Source organism: Acidovorax sp. K2F (assembly GCF_025246485.1).
Taxonomy (GTDB): Bacteria; Pseudomonadota; Gammaproteobacteria; order Burkholderiales; family Burkholderiaceae_C; genus Acidovorax; species Acidovorax delafieldii.
In genome coordinates this window covers 164,592-187,161 of sequence record NZ_JAOBSQ010000041.1, presented here as the reverse complement: position 1 = coordinate 187,161, position 22,570 = coordinate 164,592, and the positions used below count along the sequence as shown (strand labels likewise).

Here is a 22,570-nt window from a genome sequence, read left to right as displayed (position 1 = left end):
GAGCAATTTCAGATGTTTTCGGGCGGTAGCGCAGGTATCTATTGTCCTGTTAGCTATCAAATGTGTAGCTGATGTGCGTAGTGCGGCGGCTGCCGCTGGAGGTCGGGCATGAGCGTCACCCGCGATTTCGACTGGAAGCCCCTGGCACTGGTGCCGGCGCTTGCGCTGCTGGTGCTGCCGTTCATCGGCTCGCCCAGCACCTGGCTCACGCTCACGGTGGCGGGGCTGGCCATGGGCATGATCATCTTCATCATTGCCTCAGGCCTCACGCTGGTTTTTGGCCTGATGGACGTGCTGAACTTTGGCCATGGCGTGTTCATTGCGCTGGGTGCGTTTGTGGCCACCAGCGTGCTGGGCGCGATGGGCGACTACACCCAGAGTGCCGAGCTGTGGCGCAACCTGATGGCCGTGCTGCCCGCCATGGTGGTGGCCATGGCAGTGGCAGGGGCCGTGGGCCTGGCGTTCGAGCGCTTCATCGTGCGGCCGGTGTATGGACAGCACCTGAAGCAGATCCTCATCACCATGGGCGGCATGATCATTGGTGAAGAGCTCATCAAGGTCATCTGGGGACCTGCGCAGATTCCGCTGCCATTGCCCGAGGGCATGCGCGGCTCGCTGCTGGTGGGCGATGCTGCCATCGAAAAATACCGCCTCGTCGCGGTGGCCGTGGGCCTGCTGGTGTTTGGCGTGCTGGCCTGGACGCTGTCGCGCACCAAGGTCGGCCTGCTGATCCGCGCCGGCGTGCAGGACCGCGAGATGGTCGAGTCCCTTGGCTACCGCATCCGCCGCCTGTTTGTGGGCGTGTTCGTGGTGGGCTCGGCCCTGGCGGGCCTGGGCGGTGTGATGTGGGGCCTGTACCAGCAGAACGTGGTGCCCCAGATGGGCGCGCAGGTCAACGTGCTGATCTTCATCGTGATCATCATCGGCGGCCTGGGCAGCACCGGTGGCGCGCTCATCGGCGCGCTGCTGGTGGGGCTGATGGCCAACTACACCGGCTTCCTGGTGCCCAAGGTGGCGCTGTTCTCCAACATCGCGTTGATGGTGGCCATTCTCTTGTGGCGCCCGCAGGGCGTCTATCCCGTGGCCAACCGCTGATGAGGAGCCGACTGACATGCTGAACCGACTTCTCTCCGGCGACTATCCGCGCAGCAAGGTGCTGGCGGTGATTCTGGTGGCCATCTTTGTTGGCCTTGCTTTTGCACCTTTCCTCTTCCCTGGCGTCAAGGCGCTGTCCGTGGCGGCCAAGGTGCTGATCTTTGTGGTGCTGGTCGCCAGCTTCGATCTGCTCTTGGGCTACACCGGCATCGTGAGCTTTGCGCACACCATGTTCTTTGGCATTGGTGCCTATGGCATCGCCGTGGCCACCACGCGCATGGGGCCCACCTGGTCTGCGCTGCTGGTGGGGCTGGCCGGGGCGCTGGTGCTCTCGCTGCTGCTGTCGCTGGCGGTGGGGCTCTTCTCGCTGCGCGTGCGGGCCATCTTCTTTGCGATGATCACGCTGGCCGTGGCGGCTGCGTTCCAGACGCTGGCATCGCAGCTGTCGGACATCACCGGCGGAGAAGACGGCCTGACCTTCAAGGTGCCCGAGTTCCTGTCGCCCAGCTTCGAGCCGTTTGACGACCCGTTCCTGGGCGTGAGCATCGACGGGCGGCTGATCTGCTACTACCTGCTCTTCGTCACGGCCGTGGCGCTGGTGCTGGCGCTGCTGCGCATCGTCAACTCGCCCTTCGGCCGCGTGCTGCAGGCCATCCGCGAGAACGAGTTCCGCGCCGAGGCCATTGGCTACCGCGTGGTGGTGTATCGCACCACGTCCAGCGTGCTGTCGGCGCTGTTTGCCACCATGGCAGGCGCCATGCTGGCGCTCTGGCTGCGCTACAACGGGCCGGACACCTCGCTCAGCTTCGAAATCATGATGGACTGCCTGCTCATCGTGGTGATCGGCGGCATGGGCACCATCTACGGCTCGGCCATTGGTGCCGTGCTCTTTCTGGTGGCGCAAAGCTACCTGCAGGATCTGCTGCGCCTGGGCAGTGAGGCCACGTCGGGCCTGCCCTGGCTGTCCGCCCTGCTGTCGCCCGACCGCTGGCTGCTGTGGCTGGGCGTGCTGTTCGTTCTGTCCGTTTACTACTTCCCCACCGGTGTGGTGGGGCGCCTGCGCGCGGCAGCTGCGCGCAAGGTGGGGTGAGTGGCCCAGCCGCGCCGGGTGACTGGCGTGGCCTGGGTGTGTGGGTGAGCTGTGCAACAAGACGTAAAGAAAAAACTCCAGGAGACAAGCACATGAAGATGAGCATGAAGAACCCGCGTTTTCGTCCCTTTTCTCGTCCGTTCGTTCCCGCAGTGCTGGCCGCTGCGGTGTTGACTGCCTGCGGCGGCAGTGATGGCGACAGCGCCGCACTCAACACCAAGCCCACCTACCTGGGCGCCATCAGCGAGATCACGTACGACGGCACCAGCAACGACCTGCTGACGGCTGGCCTGGGCGCCACGGGGCTAGCGGCGGCCGTGCCACCGGCCTATGCCGACCCGCTCAAGCCCACCGCAGCCGAGCTGCGCCGCACCGCCATCCACACCAACTACCGCGCCATGCTCGACATGACGGCGGCCGGCGGCTACGGCACGCTGTATGGCCCCAATGTGGATGCGCAGGGCAAGGTCACCACCGGCGAAGGCAAGGTGGCGGGCACCGAATACATCGCGTTCGCCGACGACGGCACGGGCCGCAAGAACGTCACCCTCATGGTGCAGGTGCCTGCCAGCTTCGACCCCAAGAAGCCCTGCATGATCACCGCCACGGCTTCGGGGTCGCGCGGTGTTTACGGCGGCATCTCCACGGGCGAGTGGGGCCTGAAGAAGGGCTGCGCCGTGGCGTACTCCGACAAGGGCACGGGCGGCGCGCCGCACGACCTGCAGAACGACACCGTGCCGCTGATCGACGGCACCCGCACCACGGCCACGGCAGCGGGCAAGGCGGCGGCCTTCAACGCAGGGCTCACCGCTACCGAGCTGGCGGCCTTCAACACCGCCACACCCAACCGCTTTGCCTTCAAACACGCGCACTCGGGTCAGAATGCCGAGAAGGACTGGGGCACCACCACCCTGCAGGCGGTGGAGTTTGGCTACTACGTGCTCAACCAGCGTTACGGCGCCACCGATGCGGCGGGCCAGCGCCTGAAGATGCTGACCCCGGCCAACACCATCGTGATTGCATCCAGCATCTCGAACGGTGGCGGCTCCGCGATTGCTGCGGCCGAGCTGGACACCCAGGGCCTCATCAGCGGCGTGGCCGTGTCCGAGCCTGCCATCGAGATGCCCGCCAACCCCGGCATCACGGTGCGCCGTGGCAGCGCCGATGTGGCCGTCACTGGCAAGACGCTGGTGGACTTCACGACCTACGCCAACCTCTACCAGGCCTGCGCATCGCTGGCGCCGTCGGTCAGCACCAGCCCCTACGCGGCCGCTTTTGCAGCGGGCTTTGGCAGTGCGGCCCTGCCCATTGCGCCCAATCGCTGCGCTTCGCTCAAGACAGCGGGCCTGCTCACGGCCTCCACCACGGCCACGCAGGCCGAAGAGGCTTTGCAAAAGCTGCGCGCCTACGGCTGGGAGCCGGAGTCCAACGACCTGCATGCATCGCTGGCTGCTTTTGAAGTCGCTCCGGCGGTGGCCGTCACGTTCGCCAACAGCCTGTCGCGCGCCAGCGTCAAGGACCACCTGTGCGGCTTCAGCTACGCGGCCACGGCGGCTACGGGCGCGGTGACAACACTGGCCCCCGCAGCCCTCGCTGGCATGTTTGCCACGGGCAATGGCGTGCCCCCATCGGGCGGCATCAATCTGGTCAACAACCTGGGCAAGCTGGGCCCGGCACGCGACTTTCTGTCGGTGTCGGACGCTGGCGTGGCCGACTGGAACCTGAGCGGTGCGCTGTGCCTGCGCAACCTCGTCACCGGCAACGACGCTGCGGCCAAGAAGCTGCAGGCCGGTGTGGACGAAACCCGCCGCAACGGCAACCTGCGCGGCAAGCCCGCCGTGATCGTGCATGGCCGTGCCGATGCACTGCTACCCGTGAGCCACACCTCGCGCCCGTACGCTGCGCTGAACAAGAAGGTCGAAGGCGCCGCCAGCAAGCTCAGCTATGTGGAAGTGGCCAATGCCCAGCACTTCGACAGCTTCATCGGCTTGCCCACCGTGCTGCCGGGTTATGACAGCCGCTACGTACCGCTGCACGTGTACCTGAACCATGCGCTCGACGCCGTGTACGACCACCTCGCCAACGGCAAGGCGCTGCCCGCCAGCCAGGTGGTGCGCACGGTGCCACGTGGCGGCACACCGGGCAGCGCCCCGGCCATCACCGCCGCCAACGTGCCGCCGCTGGCCGCCACGCCCGCTGCCGCCAACGCCATTGCCATCACGGCGGGCGCCATTTCCATCCCCGACTGACCGGGACGCTGAACGACCTATGTGGAAGCCCGGGACTCGTGCACTGCCGGTGCATGTCCCCGGGCCAATCCATGCGCAGTCATCACAAGGATGGAACCAATGAACACTGTGAAGAGTTGGGCACGCCGCGCGTCGGCCGCCCTTAGGTGGAGTGGCGCGCTGATGGTGGCACTGGCCGCAGGCGTTTCGGTGCCAGCGAGGGCTGCCGATGTGGTGGTGGGGCAGGTGGCCCCGCTGTCTGGCGTGCTGGCCAGCACCGGCGCGCAGATGGTGCTGGGCGGCAAGATTTATTTTGACTGGGTCAATGCACAGGGTGGCGTGCACGGCGCCAGCATTCGCCAGGCGGTGGCCGACGATGGCTACAAGGTGGCAGACACGGTGGCCCGCACCCGCGAGCTGCTGGCCAAGCCCGAGGTGGTGGCGCTCTACGGCTTTGCAGGCACGGCCAACATCACCCAGCTGCTGTCCGATGGCGTGCTGGAGCAGGGCGGCGCCGCGCTGGTGGCGCCGTACACCGGTGGCGAGTCGTTGCGCAGCCCGTTCAACCCCTGGATCTTTCATGTGCGTGCGGGTTATGTGGACGAAACCGAGCACATGGTGCAGCAGCTCACCACCCTGGGCATGAACCGCGTGGCCGTGATGTACCAGGATGACGGATTCGGCAAGGCGGGCCTGGCGGGCGTGGAGGCGGCACTGGCCAAGCGTGGCCTCAAGCTCGTGGTGTCAGCGGGCTATGAGCGCAATACCGACAAGGTGGATGACGCCGTCAAGGCCATCAAGGCCGCCGATGTACATGCGGTCATCATGATCGCGGTGAACAAGCCTGCGGCGGCCTTCATCCAGCGCTACCGCGAGCAGGGCGGCGGCGCGCAGCTGTACAACATCTCGGTGGTGGACCCGACGGAGCTGGTCAAGCTCGCGGGCCTGAAGAACGCCCACGGCCTGGGCATCAGTCAGGTGGTGCCGTACCCCTACCGCCCGCAACTGCCCGTGGTGCGCGAGTACCAGACGTTGCTGAAGAAGTACGCGCCTGAGGCCGAGGTCAACTACACCAGCTTCGAGCAGTTTTTGGGCGCCAAGGTGCTGGTCGAGGCCCTGCGCCGCGCCGGGCCTGCGCCCACACGCGCCAAGGTGGTGAAGGCGCTGGAGTCATTGCAAAGCTATGACCTCGGCGGCATCACGCTGGGCTATTCGCCCACCAACCGCATCGGCTCGCGCTATGTCGAGGTTACCGTCATCGGCAGCAACGGCCGCCTCATGAAGTGAGCCGCCGACGCTTCACTTTTTTCTTCTCTGTTCCACAAGGTCGCCATCATGTCCCCCACCTCGCACTACGCCGCCTGTGCTGGCTATGAAATCCACTACATGGAGTGGGGTGCGCGTGACGCGCCCGTGGTGATTGCATGGCATGGCCTTGCGCGCACCGGGCGCGACATGGACGAGCTGGCCGCGCACCTGGCACCGCGCTACCGCGTGATCTGCCCCGACACCCTGGGCCGGGGCCTGAGCCAGTGGGCGCGCGCGCCGCAGGACGAGTATCGCCTGTTGTTCTACGCGCGCATTGCGGCCAGCCTGTTTGACCAGTTGGGGATCGAGAAAGCGCACTGGGTGGGCACGTCGATGGGTGGAGCCATCGGCACGGTGTGCGCATCGGGTCTGTTCGAGCCGCAGCTCAAGGGCCGCATCACCAGCCTGCTGCTCAACGACAACGCACCGCGCCTGGCCGATGCCGCGCTGGAGCGCATCAAGGCCTACGCGGGCCACCCACCCGCGTTCGATACGGTGATGGAGTTGGAGGCGTTCTTCAGGCAGGTGTACAAGCCCTACGGATGGCTGAGCGACGCGCAGTGGCGTCTGCTGACCGAGAGCAGCACGCGCCGCCTTGCCGACGGACGTGTGACGCCGCACTACGACCCCGCCATGGTGCAGCAGTTCACGCACCATGCCAATGACTACCTGATCTGGGACCACTACGACGCGCTCAGCATTCCGGTGCTGTGCCTGCGCGGGGCGGAGTCTGACCTGGTGCTCCCCGATGTCACCGCCGAAATGCTCACGCGCGGCCCGGGTGCCCGGGGGCTGGCCCAGGTGGTCGAGGTGCCCGGTTGCGGCCATGCGCCAGCACTGAACGTGCCCGAGCATTACGCACTGGTAGACGGGTTTTTGGCTCGGGCGGGGTGACGCGACTGGCGGTACATTGGCTCCAACTGTTGCCTACCGCCATGAAACCGTTCTTGTTGATCGCCTCGCATTTGCTCACCCTGGCTGTGGGGTTCGCTGCAGGTGTGTACTGGTTGCCGATCCTGATCGCGCCCGCAGCCCCTACGCTGCAGGAGGTGCAGGCAAGCCTGCCCACGGCAGCATGGAAAGCCACCTTTCGCCGCGACCTGAAGGACAGCGACGCCCTGCACTGGGGCGAGGGCGTGGTGTCCATTGGCCCGCAAGCCATCAGCCTGGCAGGCAAGTTGGCACCGGGGCCCGACTACAAGCTGTACCTGTCGCCTTCGTTTGTGGAGACAGAGGCTGACTTTCAGCGCCTCAAGCCACAAATGCTGCGGGTGGGGGATGTGAAGACGTTTAACAACTTCATCGTTCCGGTGCCGCAGGGCGTGGACCCCGCACGGTTCAACACCGTGATCGTGTGGTGTGAGACCTTCGGCCAGTTCATCACGGCCGCGCAGTACCGGTAGAACGACTGTTCAAGGTTTTACCGGGTGTGTGCAAGTGCTCTGACGGAAGGCGTGGAGTCACGAAGGGGGAATGGGCGCCCCGGCTGTTGGCATATGCATCAGCCCATCCGGGGTGTCCAGGGCATCCATGCACCCCGATTGCACTCCCCGCTGATGTCTGAAAAGGCGTTCAGGTGCCCAGCTGCGCCAGCGCGGCTTGCAACCCGGCGAGTCCGCCCACACGCTGGTCATTGATGAAAATTTGTGGCATCTGCCGCACCGATGGCCCGCACTTGGCATAGAACGCCAGGCGCTCGGCTTCGTCATCGATCTTGATTTCTTCGTAGGGCAGGGAACGGGATTTGAGGAGCATCTTGGCCGACTCGCACTGCGGGCAGGCAGACTTGGAATACACGGTGATTTGAAGGGTCATGGTGCGAGTTTACGGGGCGTGGAGTGGGTCATGAGACCGCGCCGACCTCAGGCTTGTACCGTTGCTGCAGCGGAGTGGTTTACTATTCGGTTTGTTTTGTGACTGATTGGTAATTTATGACTCCGCTATTTCCTTGGGTCCGCCGTTCGGTGCTGCTTTTTGCGGCAGCTTTTGTGTTGGCCTTGGTGGGCTGCTCATCCACCTCGCCGCCTCCCGGTGTCACCCCCGTCACCCCGTTTGATCTGGCCCGGTACGAAGGCCGCTGGTACGAGGTGGCGCGGCTGGACCATTCTTTCGAGCGCGGCATGACGGACGTGAGCGCCACCTACCAGCGCCAGGCAGATGGCAGCGTGCGTGTGCTCAACCGCGGTTTCGATACGGGCAAGGGCGATTGGCGCCAGGCGGAGGGCAAAGCCAAGTTCACCGGCGACACTCACACCGCCTCGCTCAAGGTCTCGTTCTTTGGCCCGTTCTACGGCGGCTACCACGTGGCCGCGCTGGATGCCGATTACCAATGGGCGCTGGTGGTGGGTCCGGACCGTAGCTACTGCTGGATCCTGTCACGGACGAAGCAGCTGCAGCCTGCTGTGCGCGAGCAACTTTTGGCCCGCGCACAGGCATTGGGCATCGATACCCAGGCGCTGATCTGGGTAGCCCAAGAACGCACCGACCCGCAGCCATGAGTGTTTTGACGATGTCACAACCCGTCGCCGTCATCGGTGCAGGTCTGGCGGGCCTGTCGTGTGCGCAGGCGCTGCTGCAGGCGGGACATACGGTGCATGTTTTCGACAAGAGTCGGGGGCCGTCGGGCCGCATGAGTACTCGGCGCGCGGAGGACCAAAGCGGCCCCTGGCAGTGCGACCACGGCGCGCAGTATTTCACCGCACGTGACGCCGCTTTTCGCTCAGAAGTTGCCCGGTGGCAGCAGGCCGGTGTGGCCGCCCCGTGGGGTGCACGCCTGGCAAGTTTTGATGGCACTGGCTGGACCACCCCGCACACGCCCCTTGAGCGTTTTGTGGGTACACCGCGCATGACATCGCCCGCTGCTTGGCTGGTGCAGGGCCTGGCACAGGCCGGCGAGCGCGCCCACACCCAGTGGCAGACCACCGTGCAGCGGCTGGAGCGGCACCCCGAAGGATGGGCCATCACTTGCGCAGAGCAGGGGCTGCATGCGCAGCGCTACCGCGCTGTGCTGTTGGCTGTGCCCGCGCCTCAGGTGGCGCCGCTGTTGACCCAGGTGGCCCCCGCCGGCGCTGCGGTCGCAGGCAGTGCCCGCATGCGGGGCAGCTGGGCCGTCATGTTGCGTTATGCCTCGCCTGTGGCCTTGCCGTGGGACGGCGCTTTCGTCAACACCGGCCCGCTGCGCTGGGTGGCACGCGATAGCAGCAAGCCCGGCCGTACCGGGCCAGAAACGTGGCTTTTGCACGCCAGTGCCGAGTGGAGCGAGGCGCATATTGAAGACAGCGCGGACAGCGTCACCGCTGCCTTGCTCGCCGCCTTTGCGGCCCTGGGCGGCCCCACACCCCTGGCTGCCACGGCGCACCGTTGGCGCTATGCGGATACCGAACCCGCACTGACCCTGGGCTGCTGGTGGGACGCCAATGCCCGCCTGGGGCTGTGTGGTGACTGGCTGAATGGCGGCAAGGTCGAGGGCGCCTGGCTCAGCGGCCTGGCGCTGGCGCGACAGGTCGCAGCCGCCTGATCTGTGCGCACAGGGCTTGTGCCATGAGCTACACCGTGGTCTGGTTCAAGCGCGACTTGCGTGTGCACGACCACGCCCCGCTGCGGCACGCCGCCGCCCAGGGCCCGGTGCTGTGTCTGTATGTCGTCGAGCCCAGCCTGTGCGCGCAGCCTGATGTCGCCCTGCAGCACTATCACTTTCTGCAAGAAAGCCTGCACGACCTGGCCCTGGCCCTGCAACGGCGCGGCGCCACGCTGCAGGTGGCAGTGGGCGAGATGGTGGACGTACTGGCCCGCCTGCATGCACTGGCCCCGTTCCACACTCTTGTGGCGCACGAAGAAACCGGCAACGCCCACACCTATTCCCGCGACTTGGCCGTGGGCCGGTGGTGCCGCACGCAGGGCGTGGCATGGCGCGAATGGCCGCAGCACGGCGTGGTGCGTCGCCTGCGTTCACGCGATGATTGGCAGGGACACTGGCAGGCCCACATGCACGCACCGGTGGTGCTCGCCCCCGGGCCTGATCTCTTGCAGGCCCGTACGTTGCCGTGGCCTGCACAGCCCTGGCCCAGCGGGGCTGAACTGGGCCTGCCCGCGCATGACCCACCCCAGCGCCAGCGCGGGGGGCGCAAAGAAGGCCTGCGCGTGCTGCAAGACTTTTTGGCGGAGCGCAGCCAGGGCTACCGGGGCGGCATTTCGTCGCCGCTGACTGCGCCCAGCGCCTGCTCGCGCCTGTCGCCCTACCTGGCCTTGGGTTGCCTGGGCATGCGCGAGGTGGTGCAGGCCACCCAGCGGCGCCAGCAGCAACTCAAGGCCAGCACCGACTTTGGAGCTGCGTGGCAGCGCAAAGGCCTGACGGCCTTCATGAGCCGCCTGCACTGGCATTGCCATTTCATCCAGAAGCTTGAATCGGAACCCGCGCTGGAGCACCACAACCTGCACCGGGGCTACAACGGCCTGCGCGAAGCGGAATGGAACACCGCTCACTTCGAGGCCCTGGTGGCCGGGCGCACCGGCTGGCCCATGGTGGATGCCTGCGTGGCGATGCTGCGCGAGACGGGGTGGGTCAACTTCCGCATGCGCGCCATGCTGGTGTCGGTGGCCTCGTACCCGCTGTGGCTGCACTGGCGGCCTGTGGGTGAATGGCTGGCCCGCCAGTTTCTCGACTACGAGCCCGGCATCCACTGGAGCCAGATGCAAATGCAGGCGGGCACCACGGGCATCAATACCACCCGCGTCTACAACCCCATCAAGCAGGCGCAAGACCACGACCCCCACGGCCACTTTGTGCGCCAGTGGCTACCCGCCTTGCGCCGCGTGCCCGATGCCTGGCTGCTGGAGCCCTGGCGCATGCCGCCCGATGTGCAGACTCGCTGCGGCGTGCGCGTGGGCCACGACATTGCCGCGCCCCTGGTAGACCTGGACACCGCCACCCGCACCGCCAAGGCACGCGTGCACAGCCTGCGCGCCCAACCCTCCGTGCGCGCCGCCCAGGCCGCGATTGTGGAAAAGCACGGCTCCCGCCAGTTTCGCGATGGCGGCAGCGCGCAGGCGCGTGCCCAGGCCCACGCACGCAACGCCGCCCAGCACCCCCAGCAGCAAACCCTGGACTTTTGAACCATGCGCATGCGCAAAAAATCCGACCTGCCGCAAAAGACCTGCCAACACTGCGGCCTGCCCTTCACCTGGCGCAAGAAGTGGGAGAAGGTGTGGGACGAGGTGAAGTACTGCTCCGACCGCTGCCGCAGCGAACGCAAACGCACCGACAAGGCCGCAGGGGAGGGCGCTGCATGAGCGCTGTGCTGTTCTGGTTTCGTAACGACCTGCGCCTGCACGACCAACCCGCGCTGCGTGTAGCCCTCACCAGCGGTGCCACGCACCTGCTGCCCGTGGTGTGCCTGCCCGCGCCGGATGAATCCACACCTTGGGGCTTTGCCCGCGTGGGTGCGCACCGCCGCGCCTTCACTGCCGCTGCGCTGCGCGGGCTGCATCAACAAACGAGCGCGCTGGGCAACCCACTGCTCATCTGCCAGGCCCCGCCTGCCACCGCCTTGCTGCAACTGGCCCAGGCCGTGGGTGCCACCACCGTGGTGTGTGAAGACATTGCGGCCCCGTACGAACAGGCCGAGGTGGCCGCACTGCGCGCCGCTGGCTTGCAGGTGCGTACCGTGTGGCACAGCAGCTTGCTGCCTCCGGCGCGCATGCCCTGGCCGGTGGACCAGTTGCCCGGCGTGTTCACCAGCTTTCGCCAGAAGGTAGAGCGTGCGGGCATTACCCCCGCCGCACCATTGCCGCTACCGACCAAACTGCCCCCGCCACCCGATGTGCCCGCGCATGTGCTGCAGGCCGTGGGCGCAGAGCAGGGCACCGCAGCCATCCTGCAACCCGCGCCGCCGCAGGGCAGCGATGCCCGCTCGTCCTTCCCCTACGGTACCGCTGCCTGTGATGGCAGCGAGGCCGCTGCGCTGGCCCACCTGGCGCAGTACCTGGCCCGCAAGTTGCCCCACAGCTACAAGGACACGCGCAACGGGCTCACGGGGCTGAATTACTCCAGCAAGTTCTCGCCCTGGTTGGCTACGGGCGCGCTGTCTCCGCGCCAGATCTATGCCGATCTGAAAAATTTCGAGCGCGACCACGGCGCCAATGACGGTACCTACTGGCTGTGGTTTGAGCTGCTGTGGCGCGATTACTTCCGGCTGCTGCACCTGCAATACGGTGCAGCGCTGTACCGGGCGCGCGGGCTGTCAGAACTGCCGCCCGCCCCGCACAACCCGCGCGGTTTTGATCGCTGGTGCCGGGGCGATACGGGCCAGCCCCTGGTCGATGCCGCCATGCGCGAGCTGGCTGCCACCGGCTACCTCAGCAACCGCCTGCGCCAGGTGGTGGCCAGCTACCTCATCTACGACCTGCGCGGCGACTGGCGCGCGGGCGCGGCGTGGTTTGAATCGCAATTGGTGGACTACGACGTGTACAGCAACCAGGCCAACTGGCTCTACATCGCCGGGCGCGGCACCGACCCGCGCGGGGGGCGTCGCTTCAACCCCATCAAGCAGGCACAAGACCACGATGCCGACGGCAGCTACCGCCGCATGTGGGGCACGGCATGACCACGCCACAACCCTCCACCCTACAGCGTGCCCACACCCTGCGCCTGCTGCTGGGCGACCAGCTCAACCCCGAACACTCGTGGTTTGCCACGCAGGACGACGGCGTGGTCTACGTGCTGATGGAAGTGCGGCAAGAGACCGACTATGTGCTGCACCACGCGCAAAAGATCCTCGCCATTTTTGCCGCCATGCGCGACCTGGCCCGCCACCTGCGCGAGGCCGGGCACCGTGTGCGCTACGTGGCGATTGACGACGCTAGCAACCGCCAGTCGGTGCCCGACAACCTGGCCGCCCTCATGGCCCACTACGGTGCGCACACGCTGCAATACCAGCACCCCGACGAATGGCGGCTGGACGAGCAGCTGCGCACCTGGGGTGCAGAGCAAGCCTTTGCCGTGCAGGCCGTCAGCAGCGAACACTTCTATACCACCCGCACCGAAATGGCCGAGGTGTTCCAAGGCCACAAACAGTGGCTCATGGAGCACTTCTATCGTCGCATGCGCCAGCGCCACAGCGTGCTGATCGACGCAGCGGGTGAGCCTGAAGGTGGGCAGTGGAACTACGACCACGACAACCGCAAGCCCTGGCCCGGCACACCCGTGCTGCCGCCCGATGCCCGCCCCACGCACGACCACAGCGCACTGTGGGCTACCATCCAGGCCGCGGGCGTGCAAAGCTTTGGCAACCCGCAGGCCCGCGCGCTGCGCTGGCCGCTGAACCGGGCCGAGGCACTGGCGTGGCTCGATCACTTCATCACCACCACGCTGCCGCACTTTGGCGCGTATGAAGACGCCATGAGCACAAAGAGCGCGCGGCTCTTTCACTCGCTGCTGTCTTTCGCGCTCAACACCAAAATGCTGCGCCCGCACGAGGTGGTGCAACGCGCCGCTGCTGCGTACCACGCAGGCGCAGCGCCCCTGCCAGCGGTGGAGGGCTTCATCCGTCAGATCCTCGGCTGGCGCGAATATGTGCGCGGCATCTACTGGGCCCACATGCCCGGTTACGACGAGCGCAACGCCCTGGGCCACAGCACGCCGCTGCCGGAGTGGTTCTGGACGGGCAACACCCGCATGCGCTGCATGCAGCACGCCGTAGGCCAGTCGCTGGAGCATGCATATGCGCACCACATCCAGCGCCTCATGGTCATAGGCAACTTTGCGCTGCTGGCGGGGCTCGACCCTGCCGCCGTGCACCGCTGGTACCTGGGCGTGTACATCGACGCCTTTGAATGGGTGGAAGTGCCCAACACCGTGGGCATGAGCCAGTTCGCCGACGGCGGCTTGCTGGCCACCAAACCCTATGTGAGTAGCGCTGCCTACATCGACCGCATGAGCGACTACTGCAGCGGATGCCACTACGACAAAAAACAAAAAGTCGGTGAGAGGGCGTGCCCGTACAACGCGCTGTACTGGGACTTTTTTGCGCGCAACGAAGGCACGCTGGGCAACAACTTCCGCCTTGGCATGGTGTTCCGCCAGTTGCAGAAGATGCAGGGCCCGCAGCTCGATGCGCTGCGCGAGCATGCGGCGAGCCTGCGCACGCGGCTGGATGCGCTGTAGCCCGCTTGCCGAACCACCCAACGATACCCTCACCGCAGGACCGCGCCATGTCTCAAGCACAACCCGCCGCAACGCCGTTCACTTCTTTGCAGTCGCTGCCCGACGGCTACCGCGCCCTGGTCATCGGCTCCACCGGCGCCATCGGCAGTGCCTTCCTCGCCCACCTGCAGGCCGATCCGCGCTGCGCCTTGGTCGTGGGGCTGGGCCGCCACACCCACCCGGCGGTCGATTTGGATGACGAAGCCACCATCGCCGCAGCAGCCCAGCAGCTCAAGGCTCAGGGGCCGTGGCACTGCATCATCCACGCCGCAGGCCTGCTGCACGGCCCCCACGGCATGCCTGAAAAGCGCCTGGGCCAGTTGAACTACGCGCAGATGGAAGCCACCTTCCGCACCAACACCTTCGGCCCTGCGCTGGTGCTGGCCCACTTTGCACCGCTGCTGCCCAAGCAGGGGCGCGGCCTGCTGGCTGTGCTCTCGGCCAAGGTGGGCAGCATTGGCGACAACCGCCTGGGCGGCTGGTACAGCTACCGCGCCAGCAAGGCCGCGCTCAACATGCTGGTCAAAACGGCGTCCATCGAAGTGGCCCGCACCCACCCGCAGGCCGTGCTGGTGGCGCTGCACCCGGGCACCGTCAACTCGGCCTTGTCGGCCCCTTTCAATGGCGCAGAAATAGGCCGCCCGGCGGCGGATGCAGCGAGCGACATGCTGCGGGTGCTGGATGGGCTCGCGCCCGAGGAGACGGGCAGCTTCTACGCCTACAGTGGCGCGCCACTCCCCTGGTAAGCGTTGCGCGCGGTGCTATGGTTTTGATACTGCTTGCATACCAGCAGTAAGCGCTGGCGGGCCTTTTGCTCAAAGGCACGCCATGTGCCACTGTCCGTGCGCATCCGTCGTATGGCTTGCATGCAGAATGCCGCATGCATTCAACCCCATCGCCCGACACAACACTGGTTGCCTCCCACACCACGGCCTCAGCCGCGTCTGTGGCGCAGTGGGTAGAGCGCCACTACGGCCTGCCCGTGCAGCAGTGCTACCTGATCCGCCGCAACCTCAATGACAACTACGCTGTGCGAACAGCGGACGGCAGCCGCTACGTGGCAAGGCTCTGCGCCATCCGACCGCGCGGTCCGTTCAACGTGGATTTTGAGCTGGCGTTGTTGGCTCACCTGGAGGCGCAGGGCGTGGGTGTGGCCTCTCCGGTGTTGGCGGCGAACGGCACGACCAGCGTGGCCCTGTCGTTCCCGGAGGGCCCTCGTGTGCTCGTCCTCTTCCGTCACTGCGATGGCGCTGTGCCCGATACCCCCGAAGACCTGCACCTGACCGGCGCCACGCTGGCCCAGATTCACAGCGCCACGCAAAGCTACACAGGCCCCGCAAGCCGCTACGTGCTAGACGGCCACCATCTGGCGGGCCGCACGCTGGAGTACCTTGCCGCCCATCCCGAGCTGGCCCCCACCGTGCTGGATGCCTACCGCGAACTGATCCACCGCCTTCTGGGCGAGCTGGCGGATGTTGAAAGCACCTTGACCCGTGTAATGTGCCACGGCGACACCCATGGCTTCAACAACCATGTGTACACCGATGCCGAGGGTGTGCGCCGCGCCGCCTTCTTCGACTTTGATGACGCCGGGCCGGGGTTCCTGGCTTATGACCTGTGTGTATTGCTTTGGTCGAACCTGCCGCGCAAGGCCCCCATGGAGCCCGACGAAGCCTTGCTGAAGCGTTGGCAGCAGTACCTGGCTGGCTACCGCGCAGGCGGCGGTCATGTCACCGATGCCGACCTCGCCGCCCTGCCGCTCTTCGTGCAATTGAGGCACCTGTGGAACATGGGGGAGGGCGTGGCGCGCATCCACCACTGGGGCGCCAACATGATGTCTGCCGACTGGATCAAGAAGCAGCCGGATGTGATGGCCGCCTGGGCCCGACTGGATTTGCCCGCTTGATGGGCCTTGGCCGAGCCCCGATGGGTTGCGCTGGCACCCAGGCTCAGGTCATGTGGCGTGGGGCCACTGGATGCGTCAGTTGCTGCGCATCGCTGGGGTCTTGCTCCAGGCTGTACGGGACCGAGAGAAAGGCCACGCTGAACACAAAAAACAGCGTGGCGGACACGGCCCGGGCGATGGGGAGCACAAAGTTCTTGAGGTCGGTGTTCATGGTGGTTCCTGCAGCGGCTAGAGGTGGAGAAGGGTCGGGGTCAGATGCCGCCTTGACCCTTGCCGCCATGTTGCCGGTACCAGGCTGAACAGGTGCTGAACAGGTGCTGAACAGGTGCTGGGCGGCGCTTGCCCACCGCCTACTTGTAGTTCTCCCGGCGCTCTCCAAACTCCCTCACCCGCTTGCGCCACGCCCTGTAGCTGCCCGGCGCCAGGTGCGTGCGCATCAGCACCTTGACTTGATCGTGGTGCAGACCATGGACGGCGCGGATTTGCGCAAAGCTCACGTGGTCGCTCAGCGCCATCTGGATGATCTCGCCCACGGTGGCGGCGTCCAGCGGCGCGCTCGGGTGGGTGCTCGGCAAGTCGGCGGCGCGCGGTGTGGTCATGGTCAGTGTGTTCAGGTGGTGGCGCGAGGGTAGTGCGCCTGCTTTCTCCTTGCGCTGCGGTGGCCCTTTCACCCTTGCCATGCAAGCCCTCCACGACCCCTTGGCGCGGGCGTTCAGCGATCTAACGCCAGCCCCTCGGCCAACGCCTCAAACACCACCCGAATCCGCCGCGATGTGCGCAGCTCGCGGTGCGACACCAGCCAGACGGGAAAACGCACCGGCGCCACATCGTCCAGCACGCGGACGATGCCCGGCGTTTCGCGGGCGATCTCGTCCATCATGGCACCAATGCCCATACCCTGGCGCACCAGCGCCCAGTGAGCCGCGGTGTGGTCGGCGTAGCAGGTGAAGTTGTCTTCGCTCAGGCTCAAACCGTACTGACGCAGATACGCCAGGTACTGGCCGTTGCGGTCTGAACCCACAAACTCCGCATTCACAGCGTCCTCCGCGCTGCGGGGGTGGCCGTGGGCCTGAACCCAGCTCTCCGACGCGTAAAAGCAAGCCCGGGCCTCGCGCACCAGGCGCGCGATCAGCTCGGGTTGCTCGGGCTGAACGTGGCGGATGGCAATGTCGGCCTCGCGGCGCAGCAGGTCGCTCAGCGCGTTGGAGGCGATGACTTCCACGGCAATGCCTGGCTCCTGTGCCCGCAGGCGTTGCAGGATCGGGGGCAGCAAGTGCGTCGCCACTACATCGGTGGCCGACACCGACACCACGCCTCCCACTGCTTGCGACCGCCCGCTGGCGGCCAGGCCCAGAGCCTCTGCCGCAGTGCCCATGGCGCGGGCATGTTCCAGCAGGTCCAGCCCGGTGGGCGTGAGCACCATGGATTTGCCCACGCGCTCAAACAGCGTCACGCCCATCTGCTGCTCAATGGCCGCCACCTGCCGGCTCAGTGTGGGCTGGGTCAGGCCCAGCTTGCGTGCGGCGGCCGACAGCGAGCCGGTCTGCGCCGTTTGCAAAAATGCCTTCAGTTGGTTCCAGTCGAGGTTATCCATGCGTAAACGTATATGTTCACTGCAATTTACCGCAGTTTCCTGAGCTTCAATGCATGGATAGCATCTGGGTGTTGCTCATTGCACTTGCCTCAGCAACTTGCCTCTGTACCTCGCCGCATCAGCACTTCACCCGGTCTGCACACCATGTCGTCTTCTGCCATTGCTCCCGTCTCCCGCGCATTGCCCTCCGCCGCCACCCCGCCGGCTGCGTCAGCCAAAGCGCGCTTCTGGGACCGCATTGCACCCAAATACGCCGCCGACCCCATTGCCGACCTGGCAGGGTACGAGGCCACCTTGCAGCGCGTGCAAGGCCTGCTGTCGCCCCAGCATGACGTGCTGGAGATTGGCTGCGGCACCGGCAGCACGGCGCTGCGCCTGGCGCCATTCACCCGCAGCCTGCTGGCCACCGATGTGTCGTCGCAGATGATCGCCATCGCCCACCAGCGGCTGGCCGCGCAACCCTCAGCAGCCTTACGCTTCGCCGTGGCCGACGCAGAGGCCATGGCCCCAGGGCCTGAGGTGTACGACGCGGTGCTGGCCTTCAACGTGCTGCACCTGATGACCGATCTGGACGACGCGCTCAGGCAACTGGTGAAGGTGCTGCGCCCGGGTGGGCTGCTGATCTCCAAGACCGCCTGCATCGCAGAGATGAACCCGCTGATCCCCTACCTGGCCGTGCCCCTGATGCGCGCCATCGGCAAGGCCCCGCCGGTGTTGTCCTTTGACGAACAGCGGCTCCGCTCGGCCATGGTGCAGCAGGGCCTGCAAATCGTTTGCACCGAGCGGCATGGCACGCGCGGCAAGGACATCCGCGCCTTCATCGTGGCCCGCAAACCGGGCTGAGTTTTACCCACTCCCTTCAACACAGACTGGCGGCTTTCCAAGGCCGCCGGGCGGAGCCTTGCCCACGCATGCGCTGCCGGCCCCCTGCTTTCATTCCATGCGCCGCAGAAGGGTCCCCAGATATTCGATTTGCTGCGGCCCTGCCGTCATCACCCACCTCTTGCCCCCACGGCTCCGCTCGCTCACCCACAACCCCCCATCAATGCCACTCACACCATGAACCATCGCAACCACCCCCTGTCTCTCACCTCCGCCGCTGGCCTCGTCGCCGCTGTGGCGTTCCTCACCGGCTGCGCGTCCACCCTCGACCAGGCAGGCCTGGAGCAGCGCACGGGGCAAGCCATCGGGCGCACGGCAGGCCAGTTCACCATCACCGACCGGCAGGAGGAAACTGGCGGCCGCATCAACTACACCGTCAACACCCGCGACGGCGCCAGCTACCGGTGCTATCTGTACGGCGCAACGGGCTTTCAGAAAGCCATGAGCTTCGGCCAGACACCCCATTCCGACGCCGTCTGCACCGCCATGGTGGGCGGCGCGGGCAATGGTGGCGCCCAGGCACCAGCAGCGGCTGCTCAGCCACAGGGCCGCGCTGCGCCCAAGGAATGCAATGCGCTGCTGCGCACGGCGGGCCGCTGCTAAGAGCGGCTCACAAAAATCTTCTGGCGTCGTTGCTGTGTCTTGTCGTACTGCTCGTACTGCCTGCGACACAGCGCCTGGCCAGAACCGCTTCGCTGAGTTTTGTTAGCCGCTCTCAATGGCACCGCGCTGCTTTGGCCTGCGGGCCATGAACCTGTATGCAAAGGATTTGAGACCATGAACCGATGGCACTGGGCCAGCCTGCTGCTGGCAGTCTGCTTGAGCGGTTGCGCCAGCTTGCCCGGCGCCACCACCGACACGGTGGACGGGCGCACGGTCGAATACGTGCAGGCAGGGCAGGGCACCCCGGTGGTGGTGTTCGAGAACGGCCTGGGCGCCCGGCTGGACTGGTGGTCCAAGGTCTGGCCCGACACCGTGGCAGAAACCCGTGCGCTGGCCTACAACCGCGCGGGCTATGGCCGCAGCGACGCGTCCCCCCAGCCGCGCGATGGGGCGCAGGTGGTGCAAGAGCTGCGGGCCTTGCTCAGGGCCCGCCAGCTACCGCCGCCCTATGTGCTGGTCGGCCACTCGCTGGGCGGCCTGTACATGCAGCTGTACGCGCGCCAATACCCCGCCGAGGTGGCGGCACTGGTGTTGGTGGACTCCACCCACCCCGAGCAGATGCGGGGGGTTGGCAACCCCGACCTGTGGCCGACATGGCTGAAAGTGGCCTTCCGCCTGGGCACCTCTGACGTGGTCAAACAAGAGTTGGCAGCGCTGGACGCCACGGGGCAGCGCGTTGCCAGCCTGCCGGTGGACCCATCGGTGCCCGTGTTTGTGCTCAGCGCGCTGCGCACCCCGGGGGCTTCCCCTGCACTGGCCGACGATGTGCACCGAAAACGCGCTGACATCGCGCATCTCTATCCAGGCTCCACCCAGGTGTGGGTGGACAGCGGGCACGGCATCCCCCTGGAGAAGCCCGAGGCGGTGGTACAGGCGATTCGCGATGCGATGCAGGCCGCCCGCGCGCCCCGCGCTACTGCGCCGGGATGCGCGCCTGCGGCAGGCGGGTTGCCGGGTGCGTGCACACAGGGCGTGCAATCTGGTGGGTAATTGATTGCTATAAATTAGATAGCTAACAATGAATACAGACGGGCGGTAAGCACCTTTTTGACTCAAAAAACCCGCGTTGCCTGCCCCAAGCCGGTGGCTCGGGCGCACAGGCAGGGGCGGGTCGTGGGCCGTCACTGGCCCCAGAACGCGTCTTCCTGCGCCGGGTCGCTGGAGAACAGGCGAACCTCGACGATCCTTCCATCCACGATGTGCAGCAGATCCACACCCGCCTGCTGGAGCGTGAGGCCGTCGCGCTTGCCTGCAAACTCGATGCTCACGGCCACCCAGTCGCCGTTGGCCATGTAGTGGTCGGCCCGGGTGATCGCAAACGTCCCTTTCGACACGGCCATCATCTCGCCCAGCATCTGGCCCACGGCGGCCAAGCCACGGTGCGTGCCCGAGAACTGGTTGCGGCCCGGCTGGTGCCAGACCACGTCGGGCGAGATTACGCGTCCGAGGGTGGCCTGGTCGCCGGTTTGTGCGGCTTGGATGTAGGTCTTGGCGATTTCTATGGCGTGCATGTGGATTCCTTGGTGGTTTTGGGGCAACGCCCCTGGGGCGCTGTGAGGTCATTGTTGGACAATCAAAGCCCCCGCAGGCGGTGAAAATGGGGAGATTTACTGTCACTTCAGGACAAACCCCTGCGCCCTGCCGTTGCTGACCCATGACCCCACGCCATCACAAACCCGCCGCAGCCCGCCACCCCGACATCCAGCACCTGAGTTACCAGCCCGAGGGGCTGTACCCGCTCGACCTGGAGATATTCCGGGTATCGGACCTGCGGCAACGGGTGGGCGGCGAGGCGCTGGCGTCCACCTACCGCTACGCCTTTCCGACCCTGATCTTTGTGACGCAGGGAACCTGCCTCCACCTGGTGGACTTCGAGCACGTGCGCTGCGGCCCGGGCTCGGTGCTGGTCCTGCGGCCTGGCAAAGCCCACAGTTTTGGAGACACCCAGGACTGGGACGGGTGGATGGTGCTGTTCCGCCCCGAGTTTCTGTGGGCAGCCGCACCCGCCGCGCAGGCGCAGACCCCGATCGACGGGCTGGACGGCCTGCCGACCGCGTGGGTACTGGGCAGCGACAGCGCGCCGGTGATTGCCCACGCCATTGCGCAGATGCAGCAGGACACGCAGACCCACGCCGCATCGCTGCATGTCCACGCCCTGTTGCGCTACCAGCTCTATGCCTTGCTGACGCGGCTGCGCATGGCGCATGAGCAGCAGTCCGCACAGAGTGTTCCCCCGGGGCGCGCGCTGCAGAGATTCAAGGCGTTTGAGTTGCTGGTGGAGAAGCACTTTGCCACCTGGCACCAGCTGCCCCGGTATGCGCAGCAGCTGGGCTGCTCCGAGAAAAGCCTGGTGCGCGCATCGCTGGAAGCAGCCGGTGTCACACCCAAGGCCTTCATTTCCACCCGCATCGTTCTGGAGGCCAAGCGCCTGCTGGCCCACACCACCTGGCCGGTGGCGCGCATTGCCGAGAGCCTGGGCTACAGCGATCTGGCGAACTTCGCCAAGTTCTTCAAGCGGGAGGCGGGGTGCACCCCGACCGAATTTCGCAGCAGGCAGGCAGCCACCCCGCAGGGGATGGCGGAGCGCTTGCAGGCAACGGGGTGAGGCGCAGAAGGCGATTTCATCGTGGCGTGCCGACCAGACCCCGTGCCAGAATGAAACGATGAGCACCACCACCTCCTCCTTCCAGTCCAACGCAGACGGCACCCAGGTCACCACCTACACCTGGGCCCAAACCCCGGGCCAACCAGTGGGCGTCGTTCAAATCTCCCACGGTCTTGCCGAGCATGGCGAGCGCTACGACCGCTTTGCGCGGGCGCTGAACGCCGCAGGCTTCATCGTCCACGCCGTGGACCATCGCGGCCATGGGCGCACGGCAAGTGGCAAGCTGGGTGACTTTGGCAGCGCCGGCTTCAGCGGCCTCATTGCCGACGTGGCCCAGTTTGGCGCGCTGCTGCGTGCGCAGCATGGGCCGCAGCAACTACCGCTCTTTTTGTTCGGCCACTCCATGGGCTCGTTCGCAGCGCAGGCGGCCATCCTGGACCATTCATCCACCTGGTCCGGCGTCATCCTGTCAGGCTCCACCGCCCTCGACCTGTTTGCCGCCGCCATGGCCAATGCGCCTGCTGATGCCCCCGCCGGGCTCGCGGCATTCAACGCAGGCTTTGAGCACCGCACCGGCTACGAATGGCTGTCGCGCGACGCTGCGGAGGTCGATGCCTACGTGGCCGACCCGTGGTGCGGCTGGGACGTGCCGCCCGACGTGATCCCCTCACTCTTCGCCCCCGCGCCCCGGCTGGCCGACCCCGCGCAGCTCGCGCGCATCCGCAGGGACTTGCCCATCCTCATCGCATCCGGCGACGCAGACCCGTTGGCTGCAGGCGGGGTCTTGTTAGAGCAATTGGGGCAGCGGTATCGGGATGCCGGTGTGACCGATGTCACGGTTAGGCTGTACCCGGCGGCGCGGCATGAAATCTTGAATGAGACGAATCGGGATGAGGTGACGGGGGATGTGGTGGCTTGGCTGAAGGCGCGTGTGAACGTGGCGTAGGCGAGCCGCAGTTCCACGGCGGCGATTTGGCTGGTCTACGCCTGCTTTCAACA

24 protein-coding genes are annotated in these 22,570 nt (G+C 66.3%); 19 read left to right on the top strand and 5 right to left on the bottom strand.

Translation table 11 applies throughout. The annotated features are described in order from the left end of the window. The first annotated feature begins 108 nt into the window (after positions 1-108). From N4G42_RS16490 to N4G42_RS16465, 6 genes are all read left to right on the top strand, one after another. Positions 109-1,095 (top strand): branched-chain amino acid ABC transporter permease, encoded by a 987-nt coding sequence (locus N4G42_RS16490; RefSeq protein WP_056064590.1) that lies wholly within the window; start codon positions 109-111, stop codon positions 1,093-1,095. Between the two features lie 16 nt (positions 1,096-1,111). Then, positions 1,112-2,185, top strand: coding sequence for a branched-chain amino acid ABC transporter permease (locus N4G42_RS16485; protein ID WP_056640192.1), 1,074 nt, complete (start codon positions 1,112-1,114; stop codon positions 2,183-2,185). Between the two features lie 92 nt (positions 2,186-2,277). Continuing rightward, positions 2,278-4,434, top strand: coding sequence for a D-(-)-3-hydroxybutyrate oligomer hydrolase (locus N4G42_RS16480; RefSeq protein WP_260667927.1), 2,157 nt, complete (start codon positions 2,278-2,280; stop codon positions 4,432-4,434). 99 nt (positions 4,435-4,533) lie between these two features. After that, positions 4,534-5,700, top strand: coding sequence for an ABC transporter substrate-binding protein (locus tag N4G42_RS16475; RefSeq protein ID WP_056064584.1), 1,167 nt, complete (start codon positions 4,534-4,536; stop codon positions 5,698-5,700). A 48-nt stretch (positions 5,701-5,748) separates the two neighbouring features. Continuing rightward, positions 5,749-6,615 (top strand): alpha/beta fold hydrolase, encoded by an 867-nt coding sequence (locus N4G42_RS16470; protein ID WP_260667926.1) that lies wholly within the window; start codon positions 5,749-5,751, stop codon positions 6,613-6,615. A 41-nt stretch (positions 6,616-6,656) separates the two neighbouring features. Continuing rightward, complete coding sequence (locus tag N4G42_RS16465) at positions 6,657-7,124, top strand: DM13 domain-containing protein (RefSeq protein WP_260667925.1); 468 nt, start codon at positions 6,657-6,659, stop codon at positions 7,122-7,124. A gap of 169 nt (positions 7,125-7,293) precedes the next feature. Here the strand turns inward: N4G42_RS16465 and N4G42_RS16460 are convergent, their stop codons facing one another. Then, positions 7,294-7,536, bottom strand: a complete 243-nt coding sequence (locus tag N4G42_RS16460; protein ID WP_260667924.1) for a glutaredoxin family protein — start codon at positions 7,534-7,536, stop codon at positions 7,294-7,296. A gap of 116 nt (positions 7,537-7,652) precedes the next feature. On the opposite strand from N4G42_RS16460, the gene N4G42_RS16455 reads away from it, so the two are divergent. The 8 genes from N4G42_RS16455 to N4G42_RS16425 all read left to right on the top strand — a co-directional run bounded on the left by N4G42_RS16455 (position 7,653) and on the right by N4G42_RS16425 (position 15,827). Continuing rightward, positions 7,653-8,219: a lipocalin family protein gene (locus tag N4G42_RS16455; RefSeq protein WP_260667923.1), complete on the top strand. Its 567-nt coding sequence runs from the start codon at positions 7,653-7,655 to the stop codon at positions 8,217-8,219. Between the two features lie 11 nt (positions 8,220-8,230). Continuing rightward, entirely contained in the window at positions 8,231-9,238 is a 1,008-nt protein-coding gene (locus N4G42_RS16450; protein WP_260667922.1) for an NAD(P)/FAD-dependent oxidoreductase, read from the top strand. 23 nt (positions 9,239-9,261) lie between these two features. After that, positions 9,262-10,833 carry a cryptochrome/deoxyribodipyrimidine photo-lyase family protein gene (locus tag N4G42_RS16445; RefSeq protein ID WP_260667921.1) on the top strand — a complete coding sequence of 524 codons (1,572 nt, stop codon included), beginning with the start codon at positions 9,262-9,264 and terminating at the stop codon, positions 10,831-10,833. Positions 10,834-10,836: 3 nt separating this feature from the next. Next, positions 10,837-11,010: a DUF2256 domain-containing protein gene (locus tag N4G42_RS25590; protein ID WP_099730703.1), complete on the top strand. Its 174-nt coding sequence runs from the start codon at positions 10,837-10,839 to the stop codon at positions 11,008-11,010. Next, positions 11,007-12,323: a DASH family cryptochrome gene (locus N4G42_RS16440; RefSeq protein WP_313771919.1), complete on the top strand. Its 1,317-nt coding sequence runs from the start codon at positions 11,007-11,009 to the stop codon at positions 12,321-12,323. Before N4G42_RS25590 ends, N4G42_RS16440 begins: the two co-directional genes overlap by 4 nt. Then, positions 12,320-13,882, top strand: coding sequence for a cryptochrome/photolyase family protein (locus N4G42_RS16435; RefSeq protein ID WP_260667920.1), 1,563 nt, complete (start codon positions 12,320-12,322; stop codon positions 13,880-13,882). The genes N4G42_RS16440 and N4G42_RS16435 overlap by 4 nt, the downstream gene beginning before the upstream one ends. Positions 13,883-13,929: 47 nt before the next feature. Continuing rightward, on the top strand, positions 13,930-14,667 hold the full coding sequence (locus tag N4G42_RS16430; protein ID WP_260667919.1) for an SDR family NAD(P)-dependent oxidoreductase: 738 nt from the start codon (positions 13,930-13,932) through the stop codon (positions 14,665-14,667). A gap of 134 nt (positions 14,668-14,801) precedes the next feature. After that, entirely contained in the window at positions 14,802-15,827 is a 1,026-nt protein-coding gene (locus N4G42_RS16425) for a phosphotransferase enzyme family protein (protein WP_260667918.1), read from the top strand. A 43-nt stretch (positions 15,828-15,870) separates the two neighbouring features. Here the strand turns inward: N4G42_RS16425 and N4G42_RS16420 are convergent, their stop codons facing one another. From N4G42_RS16420 to N4G42_RS16410, 3 genes are all read right to left on the bottom strand, one after another. Then, positions 15,871-16,038, bottom strand: a complete 168-nt coding sequence (locus N4G42_RS16420) for a hypothetical protein (protein WP_156379521.1) — start codon at positions 16,036-16,038, stop codon at positions 15,871-15,873. Positions 16,039-16,177: 139 nt separating this feature from the next. Then, complete coding sequence (locus N4G42_RS16415; RefSeq protein ID WP_056747101.1) at positions 16,178-16,426, bottom strand: DUF2805 domain-containing protein; 249 nt, start codon at positions 16,424-16,426, stop codon at positions 16,178-16,180. A 113-nt stretch (positions 16,427-16,539) separates the two neighbouring features. Further along, positions 16,540-17,421, bottom strand: a complete 882-nt coding sequence (locus tag N4G42_RS16410) for a LysR family transcriptional regulator (protein WP_121942515.1) — start codon at positions 17,419-17,421, stop codon at positions 16,540-16,542. A gap of 144 nt (positions 17,422-17,565) precedes the next feature. On the opposite strand from N4G42_RS16410, the gene N4G42_RS16405 reads away from it, so the two are divergent. The 3 genes from N4G42_RS16405 to N4G42_RS16395 all read left to right on the top strand — a co-directional run bounded on the left by N4G42_RS16405 (position 17,566) and on the right by N4G42_RS16395 (position 19,956). After that, on the top strand, positions 17,566-18,264 hold the full coding sequence (locus N4G42_RS16405; protein ID WP_056747103.1) for a class I SAM-dependent methyltransferase: 699 nt from the start codon (positions 17,566-17,568) through the stop codon (positions 18,262-18,264). A gap of 216 nt (positions 18,265-18,480) precedes the next feature. Further along, positions 18,481-18,906 carry a hypothetical protein gene (locus N4G42_RS16400; RefSeq protein WP_192421644.1) on the top strand — a complete coding sequence of 142 codons (426 nt, stop codon included), beginning with the start codon at positions 18,481-18,483 and terminating at the stop codon, positions 18,904-18,906. Between the two features lie 174 nt (positions 18,907-19,080). Beyond that, positions 19,081-19,956, top strand: coding sequence for an alpha/beta fold hydrolase (locus N4G42_RS16395; RefSeq protein ID WP_260667917.1), 876 nt, complete (start codon positions 19,081-19,083; stop codon positions 19,954-19,956). 131 nt (positions 19,957-20,087) lie between these two features. On the opposite strand, the gene N4G42_RS16390 is transcribed toward N4G42_RS16395, so the two are convergent. Then, entirely contained in the window at positions 20,088-20,477 is a 390-nt protein-coding gene (locus N4G42_RS16390) for a nuclear transport factor 2 family protein (RefSeq protein WP_260667916.1), read from the bottom strand. Positions 20,478-20,620: 143 nt separating this feature from the next. On the opposite strand from N4G42_RS16390, the gene N4G42_RS16385 reads away from it, so the two are divergent. Beyond that, complete coding sequence (locus N4G42_RS16385; protein WP_260667915.1) at positions 20,621-21,571, top strand: helix-turn-helix domain-containing protein; 951 nt, start codon at positions 20,621-20,623, stop codon at positions 21,569-21,571. A gap of 58 nt (positions 21,572-21,629) precedes the next feature. Then, positions 21,630-22,517 (top strand): alpha/beta hydrolase, encoded by an 888-nt coding sequence (locus tag N4G42_RS16380; RefSeq protein WP_260667914.1) that lies wholly within the window; start codon positions 21,630-21,632, stop codon positions 22,515-22,517. Positions 22,518-22,570 lie beyond the last annotated feature (53 nt).

Coding starts and splice junctions, on each gene's coding strand:
- N4G42_RS25590 (WP_099730703.1), top strand. CDS start 10,837: ATGCGCATGCGCAAAAAATCCGACCTGCCGCAAAAGACCTGCCAACAC.
- N4G42_RS16380 (WP_260667914.1), top strand. CDS start 21,630: ATGAGCACCACCACCTCCTCCTTCCAGTCCAACGCAGACGGCACCCAG.
- N4G42_RS16460 (WP_260667924.1), bottom strand. CDS start 7,536: ATGACCCTTCAAATCACCGTGTATTCCAAGTCTGCCTGCCCGCAGTGC.
- N4G42_RS16480 (WP_260667927.1), top strand. CDS start 2,278: ATGAAGATGAGCATGAAGAACCCGCGTTTTCGTCCCTTTTCTCGTCCG.
- N4G42_RS16485 (WP_056640192.1), top strand. CDS start 1,112: ATGCTGAACCGACTTCTCTCCGGCGACTATCCGCGCAGCAAGGTGCTG.
- N4G42_RS16395 (WP_260667917.1), top strand. CDS start 19,081: ATGAACCGATGGCACTGGGCCAGCCTGCTGCTGGCAGTCTGCTTGAGC.
- N4G42_RS16420 (WP_156379521.1), bottom strand. CDS start 16,038: ATGAACACCGACCTCAAGAACTTTGTGCTCCCCATCGCCCGGGCCGTG.
- N4G42_RS16455 (WP_260667923.1), top strand. CDS start 7,653: ATGACTCCGCTATTTCCTTGGGTCCGCCGTTCGGTGCTGCTTTTTGCG.
- N4G42_RS16440 (WP_313771919.1), top strand. CDS start 11,007: ATGAGCGCTGTGCTGTTCTGGTTTCGTAACGACCTGCGCCTGCACGAC.
- N4G42_RS16445 (WP_260667921.1), top strand. CDS start 9,262: ATGAGCTACACCGTGGTCTGGTTCAAGCGCGACTTGCGTGTGCACGAC.
- N4G42_RS16385 (WP_260667915.1), top strand. CDS start 20,621: ATGACCCCACGCCATCACAAACCCGCCGCAGCCCGCCACCCCGACATC.
- N4G42_RS16405 (WP_056747103.1), top strand. CDS start 17,566: ATGTCGTCTTCTGCCATTGCTCCCGTCTCCCGCGCATTGCCCTCCGCC.
- N4G42_RS16490 (WP_056064590.1), top strand. CDS start 109: ATGAGCGTCACCCGCGATTTCGACTGGAAGCCCCTGGCACTGGTGCCG.
- N4G42_RS16390 (WP_260667916.1), bottom strand. CDS start 20,477: ATGCACGCCATAGAAATCGCCAAGACCTACATCCAAGCCGCACAAACC.
- N4G42_RS16415 (WP_056747101.1), bottom strand. CDS start 16,426: ATGACCACACCGCGCGCCGCCGACTTGCCGAGCACCCACCCGAGCGCG.
- N4G42_RS16465 (WP_260667925.1), top strand. CDS start 6,657: ATGAAACCGTTCTTGTTGATCGCCTCGCATTTGCTCACCCTGGCTGTG.
- N4G42_RS16400 (WP_192421644.1), top strand. CDS start 18,481: ATGAACCATCGCAACCACCCCCTGTCTCTCACCTCCGCCGCTGGCCTC.
- N4G42_RS16435 (WP_260667920.1), top strand. CDS start 12,320: ATGACCACGCCACAACCCTCCACCCTACAGCGTGCCCACACCCTGCGC.
- N4G42_RS16470 (WP_260667926.1), top strand. CDS start 5,749: ATGTCCCCCACCTCGCACTACGCCGCCTGTGCTGGCTATGAAATCCAC.
- N4G42_RS16475 (WP_056064584.1), top strand. CDS start 4,534: ATGAACACTGTGAAGAGTTGGGCACGCCGCGCGTCGGCCGCCCTTAGG.
- N4G42_RS16425 (WP_260667918.1), top strand. CDS start 14,802: ATGCATTCAACCCCATCGCCCGACACAACACTGGTTGCCTCCCACACC.
- N4G42_RS16450 (WP_260667922.1), top strand. CDS start 8,231: ATGTCACAACCCGTCGCCGTCATCGGTGCAGGTCTGGCGGGCCTGTCG.
- N4G42_RS16410 (WP_121942515.1), bottom strand. CDS start 17,421: ATGGATAACCTCGACTGGAACCAACTGAAGGCATTTTTGCAAACGGCG.
- N4G42_RS16430 (WP_260667919.1), top strand. CDS start 13,930: ATGTCTCAAGCACAACCCGCCGCAACGCCGTTCACTTCTTTGCAGTCG.